Origin of the sequence: Pseudomonas sp. Wu6 (assembly GCF_019891515.1) — a bacterium.
GTDB classification, from domain to species: domain Bacteria; phylum Pseudomonadota; class Gammaproteobacteria; order Pseudomonadales; family Pseudomonadaceae; genus Aquipseudomonas; species Aquipseudomonas orientalis_A.
Genome location: NZ_JAFLXH010000024.1, coordinates 35,568 through 48,043 on the forward strand (window position 1 = coordinate 35,568; position 12,476 = coordinate 48,043).

Genomic DNA, 12,476 nt, shown 5'->3' on the forward strand with positions numbered 1-12,476 from the left:
CGCCCGCTGCCTCTGTCCGTCAGGCAGGTAAGGCCGCGCGCCGCAGCAAGGGGCTTGCTCGGCGCGCGGAGCGGCAGGTCACCAGTTGAAGTTCACCGAGGTCAGCAGGGTGCGCTCGTCACCGTAGAGGCAGGTGGAGAAACTGCACTGCGCGTAGCGCTTGTCGGTCAGGTTGTTGGCGTTGACGGTCACGTCCCAGTGTTCGTCGATCCGGTAGCGCGCCATGGCGTCGAACAGGGTATAGGCTGGCATGGCCGAATCCATACCCGAGGCCTGTGTTGTGCCCATGTAGCGAGCGCCGGCGCCCACGGTCAGTTTCGGAATGCCCCAGTTGACGAAGTCGTAGCGGGTCCACAGGGCTGCCTGGTGGTAGGGCGTTTCGTCGGTACGTTGACCCACTTCGGCGGCGATCGCGCTCTTGGTGGTGCGTGCATCGGTATAGGCGTAGGTGGCGATCACGCTGAGTGCCGGGGTGATATCCGCCTTGGCTTCCAGCTCCAGACCGCGGGAGCGTTCCTCGCCGGTTTGGCGGAACTCGTCGGTCGCTGGATCCTGCTTGAGCACGTTGGTCTGGGTCAGCTCGTAGACGGCTGCGCTGAGCAGCATATTGCTGTCCTTGGGCTGATAGCGCACACCCACTTCGTACTGTTTGCCTTCGGTGGGGGTGAAGGTCTGGCCGGTGACTTGCGCAACGGAAACCGGGAAGAACGACTCGCTATAGCTGATGTAGGGCGCCAGGCCGTTGTCCGCCAGGTAGACCAGGCCTGCGCGCCAGGTGGTGGCTTCGTCGCTTTGGCTGGCCTTGGCGCCATTGCGATGCGCTGTCTGCTGCTGGTCAGCCCAGTCGTGGCGGCCACCCACCTGCAGGACCCATTTGTCGCCGAACTTGATCTGATCCTGGAAATAGGCACCTTTTTGCAGCATGTCGAGCTGCGAGCCACGGTCTAAGGAGCGGTTTTTGTTGACCACTACGGGCTGACCATAGTTGTAGCGACTCAGGTCCAGGCTGGGGGCTGCGCCTCGGAAGTTATGGGAGTCGTAGGAAGTGTCATAGCCGTCGAAACCGACCAGAACGGTGTGCTCGACGCTGCCGAGCTGCCATTTCGATTCGATATTGGTGTCGCTGCCCAGGGTTCGAGCACGCTCACGGCGATCACTGTATTGCCGTGCAAGGATGCCGGTGTTGGCGGCATTGCGGATAGCCGCTGCGGACGTCTGAGCTTGCAAGTAGTTCCACTTCACATCGGACTCGGAGTAACGCAGCTTGTGATTAAGCGTGAAGTGTTCGTTGAAGTGGTGGGTGAATTCGTACCCCAGGGCCGACATCTCGCCATTCATGTCGTCGTAGCCCGGCTCGCCGATGAAGTCGTGGCGGCCGATCTTGAAGGTGCCGTCACCCGCACCTTTGACCAACTGATAGGGCAGGGGTGCGGGGAAACGCGTATCGGTCTTCTGGTAGAAGGACAGCAGGGTCAGCGATGTGTCTTCGTCAGGACGCCAGGTCAGCGCCGGGGCGATGTAGATCTTGTCGTCGTTGAGATGATCCTGCTGGGTGTCGCTGTTGCGGCTGAGCAGGGTCAGGCGATAGCTCAGGGTGTCGCTACCGGGCAGTGCGCCGCTGAAATCGGCGGCGAGCTGCTTGCGGTCATTGGAGCCCGTCTGCAGTTGCAGCTCATGAAGCGGCGTTTCGGTTGGGCGCTTGCTGACGCCATTTACCATGCCGCCGGGCGAGAGCTGGCCGTAGAGCACCGAGGCAGCGCCGCGAATGACCTCGACGCGCTCCAGGCCATAGGGTTCCTGAATGCCGTCGTAGGAGTTGTTCTGCAGGCGCAGGCCGTCGCGCAGCGAGCCGCCGGTGGCGGATTCGACGGAGAAGCCGCGCATGCGGAAGCGGTCCGCAGTGCGGTTGAACGAGGTCGCGCTGGCGGTGAACCCTGGCGTGTAGCTCAGCGCCTGGGCCAACGTTTCCGCCTGGCGGTCGCGGATCTCGTCGCTCGTCACCACCGACAGCGACTGCGGCGTCTCGGTGATCGGCGTGTCAGTCTTGGTAGCGCTCATGTTGCGTTTGGCTACATAGCCGACCACATGTTCGGTGGGCTGCTCAACGCTTTGCCCGGTAACGTTGATGGCATCAATCTCCAACGGCGCAGCCGTGGCTGCCGGGTTGGTCTCAGCGGCATGCAGGCTGCCCGAGCCCAGGCTGGCAATGGCCAGTGCTAGCGCGGTAATGCTGAAGGCTGGGCGTCGGGCGAAACGTTCGTGGCTTAGGTGCGTAACCTGGCGCATGGCGAAGGTACATCCTCTGGTCTTCTGGTATGTGTGCGCAATGCGGAGGACTTTCTGTGTTCCTTCACGCCAGTGCGCCGTGGCAGTCAGCAATAGCGCGCGAACTCTACATCTAAATGAGAAATATTTGTACTAGCTCACGCGTTATTGTCATCACCAAGATATTACTGCAAGCTAATGCGCATAAATGTTCAAGGCCTGGACGCTGCCCGATAGGCAATGTCCGCCCTGAGCTGGACGAGATTCGCGGTGAACCCGCATGCCCGGCAATCTGCGCTGGCTCTGAGCCAAGAGGGCGCTGGCGCGGTGGTTCGAATTCGAGTGTGTATGCATGTTGAAAGCGATGGGGCTTCATCTTCAATTCGACGAATTGAAGGTGCTCGATGACATCAGTCTGACCATTCACGAAGGCTGCTTTACCGCATTGATCGGGGCCAATGGTTGTGGCAAGACCACGTTGCTGAACGTGCTGGCGCGCATGCTACGCCCGGCCAGCGGCGACGTACTGCTGCAGGGGAAGCCTCACGTTCAGCTCTCGCGACGTGATCTGGCCAGGCAAATAGCGCTGTTGCCGCAACGCACCGCTTCGCCTGCCGGGATAACCGTGCGCGAGCTGGTCATGCAGGGGCGCTACCCCTGGCAAAGCTGGTGGCAGCAGTGGAGTGACGCCGATCAGCAGGCGATCGACCGCGCCGTGGCACTGGCCGACGTCGGCATGCTGCTGGACCGCACCCTGACCAGCCTGTCCGGAGGGCAGTTACAGCGCTGCTGGATTGCCATGACTCTGGCGCAGGAGACCCCGGTCATCCTGCTCGACGAGCCCACCACCTTTCTCGACATCGCTCATCAGATCGCCTTGCTCGAACTGCTCGCCGATCTGCGTGACCAGGGACGCACTGTCGTCGCGGTTCTGCATGACCTCAACCAGGCCGCGCGCTACGCCGATCAACTGGTGATGTTGCGCCAGGGCAAGGTGCACGCCCAGGGCACGCCTGCCGAGGTGTTCACTGCGGCCAACCTCAAGGCGGTGTTCGATCTGGATGCGCATATTCTCATCGATCCACATTCCGGTGATCCTCTGTGCGTGCCGGCTTCGCCTGCGCGCATTCGCGCACTTCACAGCCAGGTAGCCCGATGACGGGTGGGTGGCGCTGGTCGATCTGGTTATCGATCTTGATCGGCATCGGTCTGGCGTCGACGCTGCACCTGGCCGTGGGGGCCAAGTCGATCCCCTGGAGCGATGTTTGGCAGGCGCTGTTGGCGTATGACCCGAGTAATTCTGATCACAGTGTCATCCGCGGTTCGCGCCTGCCGCGCCTGTGGGTGGCGATGGTTGTGGGCGCCTGCCTGGGGCTGGCCGGCACGGTGATGCAGGCGGTGGGCGACAATCCATTAGCCGACCCGGGCATCCTCGGCATCAACAGTGGTGCGGCCTTGTTCGTGGTCATTGGCTTGCTGGTGCTACCCGGCAACGACATGACCATGATTCCCCTGTTTGCCTTCAGCGGCGCTCTGGTGGCCGCCATCGGCGTCATGCTGCTGGCCGGGCGCACGCCCAATCCGGTGCGCCTGACGCTTTCGGGAGCGATGATGGCCGCGCTGTTCGGCGCCATCACCGCGATTCTGCTGCTGCTCGATCAGCAGGGGCTGGACAGCCTGCGTCGCTGGCTGACCGGCTCGCTGGGTATCAGCGGTGCAAACCTGCCAAGCTGGCTCTGGCCCTACCTGATCGCCGGCATGTTGCTTTGCCTGCTCAATGTGCGGGCGTTGAATGCCTATCGGCTGGGCGCGCAGGTGGCCTCCAGCATGGGCGTCAACCTGTTGCGGATGCGGCTGTTGAGTTTGGCGGCCGTGGTGCTGCTGTCCGGTTGTGCGGTGGCGTTGGCTGGCCCCATCGGTTTTGTCGGGCTGGTAGTGCCGCATGCGGCGCGGCTGCTGGTTGGCCACGACCTGCGGCAGCTAATGCTGGCCGCGCCGCTGCTGGGCGGCTTGCTGCTGGTGCTGGCCGATATAGTGGCGCGCACCCTCGTGAGCCCGTACGAACTCAACACCGGCATCGTCACCGCGCTGATTGGCGGCCCGGTATTCGTCGCGCTGGTACTGAGGAAGCTCAAGTGAGTCGCTGGCTGACTACGCCAAGGCGTTGCCCCGGGTTGCCCTGGGTCGGCCGACCCATCGATGTGCTGGCGGCGTTGGTGCTGCTCTTGTTGCTGATGGGCCTAACGTTGTACGCGGCGAGCGTAGGCAGCTACACGACGGGCATGGCTCAGCTCTGGCAGAGCCTGTTCGCCGATGATGAGACGGCGCTGGCGGCCAGCGTGCTGTGGGAGTTGCGTCTGCCGCGCATCCTGCTGGCGATACTCGGGGGCGCGGCGATGGCTCTGGCTGGCGTGTTGATGCAGTCACTGACGCGTAACCCACTGGCTGCGCCGGGATTGGTCGGGGTGGAGGCGGGCGCCAGCGTCACCATGCTGCTGATCCTGGTGCTGTGGCCGGAGGCCTTGCCGCTGTCGCTCTATCCCCTGGCAGCGTTGCTCGGCGGTCTGGCGGTGGCGCTGTTTATCGTCGCGCTATCCTGGCGCGGCGGCATTGCCCCGCTGCGTCTGATTCTGGTTGGCGTGGGGCTCACGGCCATGCTCGGTGCCGTCGCCGATCTGCTGATCACCTACGGCAATATCGATCGGGTCGAATCGGCGCTGATGTGGCTTGGCGGCAGCCTGCATCGCAGTGGTTGGCCGCAAGTGCAGAGCCTGCTGATCTGGCTGCTGGTGGCGGGCACGCCACTGTTGTTCTGTCATCGCCAGCTCAATCTCCTGCAACTGGGCGAGAGCGTGGCGCTCAGTCGCGGCCTGAATGCACCGGTGATAATGCTCTTGCTGTTGCTGTGCAGCGTCACGTTGACGGCGGCAACGGTGGCCAATATCGGCGTGATGACCTTCGTTGGTCTGGTCGCGCCGCACCTGGCGCGGCAGTTGTGCGGTGACCGGCATGGCGCGTTATTGCCGCTGTCGGCCCTGTTCGGGGCCGTACTGGTTCTGCTGGGTGACACTTTGGGGCGCGGCTTGCTGCCGCCGTTGCAACTGCCGGCCGGTCTGGTGGTGGCGATTATCGGTGCGCCTTATCTGTTGGTTTTGCTGGCGCGGCAACGCAACCGTTGACGCGTGGTCACTTAAGGATATGACGAAGATGTTGGTGAAGTTCAAAGCCCTTTCCCTGATAGCCTGTGTACTGTTGGGCCTGAGTTCGATGCAGGCCGTCGCCGCCGAAACCCGTGTCTTCGAGAACCGTTTCGGCCGTGTCGAGGTACCCGTCGCACCGCGTTGCGTGGTCTCCCTGCATGACCTCAGCCTGACCACCCAACTGCTCGAACTGGGCATAACCCCGTGCGGGTCCACGGGGCGCAAGAAGATGTTCTCGGACGCGTTGTTCCGTGGCGCTCAGCAGCGCTTCGATGTCTCCGGTATTCGCTATGTGGGTTCGCACCAGTCACCCGATCTCGAGGCCATCGCGGCGCTCAAGCCTGACCTGATCATCGGACTGTCCTATCACCAGGACCTGAAAGAGCGCCTCAGCCGCATTGCCCCGGTGGTGCTGCTGCCGGCGCGCGAGACCGACATCAAGACTTACGCCAAGGAGCTGGCCGAACTGGTAGGCAAGCAGCAGCGCTACCAGAAGCTGCTGAACGAATACGAATGGATCGTCGGCGAATTCGCCAAGCGGGTGAAGGAGCCGGGGCGTATCACGGTAACCACCCTGGAGGTCTATCCGGACGGTTTCCAGCTGATCGGCCGTTCCGGCATGGATGACGTAATCGCCGATTTCGGCCTGGGGCGCGTGTCGGCCTTCAAGGAGGCGCGTCAGAACGTGCCTTATAGCCTGGAGCGCATTGGCGACTTCGACAGTGATTTCATCATCGATACCTATGAGGAAATGCTCGGTTCGCAGGCTGGCACCGAGGCCTTCCGCCGTTCGCCGCAGTGGCAGAACCTGTTCGCGGTGAAGAACCATCAGTTCCTGTATTTCAACCGAAGTCGTTTTGCCGACACCATGCAGGGCATGATCGGCTCGGCCTACCTGCTGCTGTCGCATATTGGCGAGCGCGATTACAACCTGCAGGAAAAGTGATCCATCCAGCCTGGGTAAGCGGCTGCGGCCGCGCGGGTGATGGCTAAATAGTGCCCAGGACCTTAGGTTTAAATAATATCAGTTCGTGTTTGATAATGAGTCGGTTTTGCGATAATTTTGTGCCCCTCGTCAGTAGCACAAAGGAACGCAGATGCTTACCGATTTGCTCAACCGCGCAAACCATTCACTCGATGAGGTTCAGGCGGGTGTCGAGGGACCGCTGCCCTTTGTGTTGCGGGCCCCTGTGCCAGGCGACTCCTGGCGTGATCACGCAGAGCTGATCCGGCGTGCCGCCGACAGCAACCTGCAGACCACCGGTGGCATCCTCTTTCGCGATTTCGCCTTTCGCGACGCTAACGACTTCGAGGAGTTCGCCCGCTGTTTCGGTCACGAACTGCTGACCTACGACTACGCCTCCACGCCACGCACCAAACTCAACAGCCGCGTGTATACGTCGACCGAATACCCCGCCCACCAGGTCATTCCGCTGCACAACGAGCAGTCCTACTCGTTGAACTGGCCGATGAAAATCTGGTTTCACTGCATCCAGACCGCGCCGGTCGGCGGTGAGACGCCCATCGCCGACAGTCGCCTGGTCTACCAGCGCATCGATCCCGCCATCCGCCAGCGTTTCGCCGACAAGCGCCTGATGTACGTGCGCAACTATGGCAATGGTCTGGATCTCTCCTGGCAGCAGGCGTTCAGCACCGAGGATCGCAGCGAGGTCGAGCGCTTCTGTCGGCTCAACCACATCGACTTCGAGTGGAAGGACGACGGCGAGCTGCGCACGCGCCAGGTCTGCCAGGCCGTCGCGCAGCACCCGGTCACCGGGGAGTGGGTCTGGTTCAACCAGGCGCATCTGTTCCACATCTCCAACCTCCCCGAAGCGCTGCGCGAAACGCTGGTGTCGATCGTCGGCGAGGAGGGCGTGCCGCGTAACGTCTTCTACGGTGATGGCTCGCCCATCGAGCTGGAGGCGCTGGAGCATGTGCGCGATGTCCTGCAGCGCACCCAGATCAGCTTCCCCTGGCAGGCGGGCGATGTGCTGATGCTCGACAACATGCTGGTCGCCCATGGCCGCTCCACCTTTCAGGGGGCACGCAAGGTGGTGGTGGCCATGGCTGAGCCCGCCTCGGCCGTCTGACGCTGAATAATCCTCGAAGCCACTGCCAGGGTGGCTGACCTCGAATCCGCACGATGAAGGACGACACATGCTCGATCGCTTGATGCATGACTGCTGGCTGCGCGGTATCCGCCTGTCCGCGAGCGAAGGCCGCCTGATGATTTCCACGGGCTTGCCTGAGGCTCTGAGTACCGAGTTGGAGCGTGAGCTGCACGTGCGCAGTGCGGAAATTCTGCCCTGGTTGGCGCGTCACCCTGACTATTTCCAGGCGCGCCCGCTCAACGATAACGAGCGGGCCCTGTGGTTCCTGCAGCGTATGGAGCCCGGCAGTTGCGCCTACAACATCGCCCTGGCCGGGCGTATCAGGCCGCATTACGTCTGGGCAGATCTGCCGCATCGTCTGGAGCGGGCCTGGCAGACGGTGCAGCAGCGTTATCCGCACCTGTGCAGCGCCTATGTCGAACGTGATGACGAGTTGCTGCAGTGGGACAGCCGCCCGCAGCCCACCTCATTGCAATGCGAAATCCGGCAGGACGCGGATGCCGCCAGTGTGCAGCAACGTGTCATTGAGTTGGCCGACAAACCCTTCGATCTGGCTGCCGGTGAGGTCAGCCGACTGGTGCTGTTGAGCAACCAGTCGGGCGACCGTGTCGAGCATACGCTGCTGCTGGGCATCCACCATATCGCTTCCGACCTGACCACGTTCGACGTGCTGTTCGGTGAGCTGTTCGCCCTGGTCGATGGCGACGTGCTTGCCGATGTCGACCCCGAGGCCTATCGCAACTGGGGCAGCGCGTTGTACCTGCGCAGCGAGGCGATCGAGGCCGAGGAACTGACCTGGTGGCAGGCGCAACTGGCCGAAGCGCCGGCGCTGGACCTGCCCATCGACTTCGCCCGTGGCAGCACCCAGGGCTTCGAGGGCGCAGAGCTGTCGTTTCATTTCGGCGCGGACAACAGCGAGCGGCTGCGTGCGGTCGCCAAACGCCTGGGCGTGACGCCCTACGTCTATTGGTTCTCACTGTTCCAGCAATTTCTCGGGGTGCTGTCCGGGCAGGATGATTTCGTTCTCGGTACGCCCAGTGGCTGGCGCCTGAAGCGCGAGCAGGCTGAACTGCCGGGCTATCTGGTCAACCCGTTGCCGGTGCGCTGCCGTTTGCGCCGTGACCTGTCCAGTGCTGAGTGGGCCAAGCAGGTGGCGGCCACTGTCCGGCAGACCTTGCGCCATCGTCACTATCCCTTCGCGCGCCTGGCCAAGCATCTGGATCTGCCGCGGCAAATGGGCCGGGCACCGGTGTTCCAGCACATGTTCACGCTGAACAAGGAGCGTGACGTGCCGTTCGAGCGCTACATCGAGCGCATGATTGGCGAGCAGCGTGGTGCGGCCCACGAATTGAACCTGGTGATCATCGATGACCTGCCCGAGTTCGTCGGGCGCTGGCGTTACAGCAAGGCGCTGTATCGGCGCGAGAGCGTCGAGCGCTTCCAGGCGCAGTTCATTGCCCTGGTCATGGCGGCCCTGGAGCAGCCGGACGTGCCGTTTGCCGAATTGGACTGGCTGCCTCTCGACCAGCGTTCGCAATTGTCTGGCGAATGCCTGCCGGTACCGGAAGAGAGCGCCTGGAACGCTTTTGCCAAACACTGCATGGAGAATCCCCAGGCCATCGCCCTGGAGGATCAGCAGGGGCAACTGAGCTATGCCGAACTCGCCAGCGCCGTGGTCGCCCGTGGCGAGCGCCTGCACGGTTCGCTGAGTGCGAGCGGTGATCGGGTTGCCCTTTGCCTGCCGCGCAGCCGCGAACTGGTGATGCACATGCTCGCCGCCTGGCAGTGCGGCGCGACCTATCTGGCCCTCGACCCGCAGTGGCCCGCGTCGCGTCTGCAGGATATTTGCCTGAATGCAACGCCCAGTGTCTACGTGGGTGAGGGCGAACGGCCAAACTGGTTACCGACGCAGGTGCAGTGGCTGGCCGTGCCGGTCGAGGCGCTGTTCAGCGATGCGCCGCTGCGCACCCGCGTGCCGGCGGACGTGCCGGCCTACGTGGTCTACACCTCCGGCTCCAGCGGGCGGCCCAAGGGCGTGGAGGTAACCCAGGGCAACCTTGTTCACTATGTCAGCGCCTGCCTGGCGCGGCTGCGCTTGAGCGCCGACGCCAGCCTGACTAGCCTGGCCAGTTGCGCCACGGACCTGGGCCACACCGCCTTGTTCGGCGCGCTGCTCAGCGGCCGGCGCTTGCGCCTGCTGGACGAAGCGCTGGCCTTCGATGCCGAGGAGCTGGCGGCGCTGCTCGGGCAGCAGCCGGTGGACATGCTGAAGATCGTGCCCTCGCACCTCAACGCCCTGCTGGTGGCCAGCGAGCCGCAGCGCCTGTTGCCCCGCCAGTGCCTGGTACTCGGTGGCGAAGCCCTGGGCGCCGATCTGCTGGCGCGGGTGCGCGCCCTAAGCCCGCAGCTGCGCATCGTCAACCACTACGGGCCCAGCGAAACCACGGTGGGCGTGCTGACTCACGACGTCGAAGGTGAGGGTGACGCACCGCTCGGACGCCCCCTGGGCAACGTGCAAGTCAGCGTGCGCGGGCCGGATGGCGCAGTGCTGCCGGCTGGCGTCAGCGGCGAGTTGTATATCGAGGGCGCGACCGTGGCGCGTGGCTACCTGAGTGCCGGCGAGGCCGATCGGGCGCGCTTCGGTGCACGGGGTTACCGCACGGGTGACCGGGCACGCCTTGATCATCTGGGGCGGGTGCTGTTCCTCGGGCGCCTGGACGAGCAGGTGAAGATTCGCGGCTACCGCGTCGAGCCTTCGGAAGTGGCGGCGCAATTGCGTGCGCTGCCACAGGTCGATGACGTGCGCGTGCTCAACGCACCGACGCCCTTGACCGGCAACCGCCTGGTAGCCTTCCTGGTCGCCGGGCCGAGCGCACTGGCGGACATTCAGGCCGCGTTGCAGGCACGCCTGCCGGACTACATGCAACCGGCGCAGTGGCATTGCCTGGAGGCGATGCCACTGCTGGCCAATGGCAAGGTCGATCGCCAGGCGTTGTTGAACCTGGCCGAGCAAGCACCGCGCAATCTCGAGTCGCGTACCGAGCAGCCGTTGAGTGCACTGGAAAGCGCTTTGCTGGCGATCTGGCGTGAACTGCTGGGGCACCCGAACATCGGCCCGGACGACAACTTCTTCGCCCATGGCGGCGATTCGATTCTCGGCCTGCAGATCATTGCCCGCGCACGCCAGCAACAGATCACCCTTACCCCCAAGCAACTGTTCGCCGAGCCCAGCGTGCGGGCGCTGGCGCGGGTGGCGCAGACGCCACAGCGGGCCAGGGTCGAGCGCCTGCTGGTGATTGCCCGGGAGATTCTCGAAAAGCCCGAACTGCAAGCCGACGACAACTTCTTTGCGGTCGGTGGCGATTCGATCCTCAGCCTGCAGATCATCGCCCGTGCCAAGCAGCAGGGCCTGCAGCTCAAGCCCAAGCAGATCTTCGAGTTCCCTTCGGTCAGCGGCTGGGCCGAGCAGGCCGTGGACCTCGCCAGTGTGGTCGAGCAAGCCAAGGTCGATAGCGCCGAGCCAAGCGCCGCTTTTGCCCTGACGCCGATCCAGGCCTGGTTCTTCGACCAGCAGCAGGCCACGCCACAGTACTGGAACCAGTCCCTGTTGCTGGCCGTTCACCAGCCGCTGGAACCGGCGCGCCTGGCCCCGGCGCTGGCGAGCTTGTTGCGGCGTCACAGCAGCCTGCGGCTGATCTTCGAGCAGAGCGGGCAGGGCTGGCAGCAACGCTATCAGCCGCTGTCGGCGGCGATGGCCGACACCCTGCTGCAGGTGGTCGAACAGCCGCTGGACGACGCGCTGCTGCAGCAGTGGCAGCAGGGTTGGCAACTGGATCGAGCCCCGCTGATCCGCTGGGTGTATTTCACCGGCAGCGGGCACCTGCTGTGTACGGCGCATCACCTGCTGGTCGACGCGGTGTCCTGGCAGGTGCTGCTCGACGAGCTGGAAAGCCTGTACCACGACCCGCAGGCTTCGTTGCCGGCGGTTTCCACCCGCTTCGATCGCTGGAGCGAGGCCTTGCAGCGTCATCGCCAGGCCCCCGAGGTGCTGGCCCAGCGTGATTACTGGCAGGCGCAGTTGGCCGAGGAGGGCGACGTCGCCCGTGATGTCAGCGTGTATGGCGAAAGCCGCACGCTGGAAACGAAACTGTCCCTGGAAAAAACCGAATGGTTGCTGGGCGACTGCCATGGGGCCTACAGCACCCAGGTGCAGGATCTGCTGGTCGCGGCACTGGCTGGCGTAATCGGCCAATGGCAGGGGCGTGAGCAGGTCACCCTGGAGATGGAAAGCCACGGTCGCAGTGGCTGGGAGCAGGGCCCGGATCTGTCGCGCTCGGTGGGTTGGCACACCAGCCGTTACCCATTGGCCGTGCGTGCCGCCGAACAGCCGGAGGACGCGATCATCGCCGCCAAGGAAGCATTGCGCCGCGTACCGGAGCAGGGCATCGGCTACGGTCTGCTGCGCCTCGACCCACAGCACGGGCTGGGTGCCGCGTCGCTGCTTACCTTCAACTACCTGGGACGGGTCGACCAGTGGCTGGGTGGTTCGCGCCTGTGGCGCCTGGCGCAGCCGCTGTGCCCGGCCATGCGCGCCCCCGACACCCGCCGTACCCATCTGCTCGACGTGACCGCCCTGGTCGACCAGGGCCAGTTGCACATCGAGTGGCGCTACGCCCCGCACGTGCATGACCAGGCCCTGATCGGTGCACTGGCGCAGCAGTTCCAGCAGGGTATCGAAGCCCTGCTCGAACACTGCCTGGCCCCCGAGGTTGGTCGCGCCACCGCTGCCGACTTCGCCGATTCGGGGCTTTCCGACGACGAATTCCTCGGCCTGCTCGAGCAATTGCAATGAGCACCCCCGGCGCCCCCACATCCCCAGCCCATGGCAAGGAGACCCTCG

The 12,476-nt window shown here is 64.0% G+C and carries 7 protein-coding genes; 6 read left to right on the forward strand and 1 reads right to left on the reverse strand.

The genetic code is table 11. From position 1 onward, the window contains the following. Nucleotides 1-78: 78 nt before the first annotated feature. Nucleotides 79-2,286, reverse strand: a complete 2,208-nt coding sequence (locus J1G34_RS17380; protein WP_240996949.1) for a TonB-dependent siderophore receptor — start codon at nt 2,284-2,286, stop codon at nt 79-81. Between the two features lie 331 nt (nt 2,287-2,617). Here J1G34_RS17380 and J1G34_RS17385 point away from each other — a divergent pair, with 331 nt between their 5' ends. The 6 genes from J1G34_RS17385 (at nt 2,618) to J1G34_RS17410 (ending at nt 12,428) form a co-directional block, all read left to right on the forward strand. Next, the gene (locus tag J1G34_RS17385; RefSeq protein ID WP_065888169.1) at nt 2,618-3,424 is read left to right on the forward strand and encodes an ABC transporter ATP-binding protein; all 807 of its coding nucleotides are present in this window, start codon (nt 2,618-2,620) and stop codon (nt 3,422-3,424) included. Then, the gene (locus J1G34_RS17390) at nt 3,421-4,404 is read left to right on the forward strand and encodes a FecCD family ABC transporter permease (RefSeq protein WP_065937263.1); all 984 of its coding nucleotides are present in this window, start codon (nt 3,421-3,423) and stop codon (nt 4,402-4,404) included. The genes J1G34_RS17385 and J1G34_RS17390 overlap by 4 nt, the downstream gene beginning before the upstream one ends. Beyond that, nucleotides 4,401-5,444: a FecCD family ABC transporter permease gene (locus J1G34_RS17395; protein WP_065891673.1), complete on the forward strand. Its 1,044-nt coding sequence runs from the start codon at nt 4,401-4,403 to the stop codon at nt 5,442-5,444. Before J1G34_RS17390 ends, J1G34_RS17395 begins: the two co-directional genes overlap by 4 nt. Before the next feature lie 28 nt (nt 5,445-5,472). After that, nucleotides 5,473-6,411 (forward strand): ABC transporter substrate-binding protein, encoded by a 939-nt coding sequence (locus tag J1G34_RS17400; protein ID WP_163003348.1) that lies wholly within the window; start codon nt 5,473-5,475, stop codon nt 6,409-6,411. Nucleotides 6,412-6,562: 151 nt separating this feature from the next. Further along, nucleotides 6,563-7,555, forward strand: coding sequence for a TauD/TfdA family dioxygenase (locus tag J1G34_RS17405; protein WP_130138465.1), 993 nt, complete (start codon nt 6,563-6,565; stop codon nt 7,553-7,555). Nucleotides 7,556-7,622: 67 nt separating this feature from the next. Beyond that, a complete protein-coding gene (locus J1G34_RS17410) occupies nt 7,623-12,428 on the forward strand; it encodes a non-ribosomal peptide synthetase (RefSeq protein WP_222994405.1) in 4,806 nt (1,601 codons plus the stop codon). Nucleotides 12,429-12,476 lie beyond the last annotated feature (48 nt).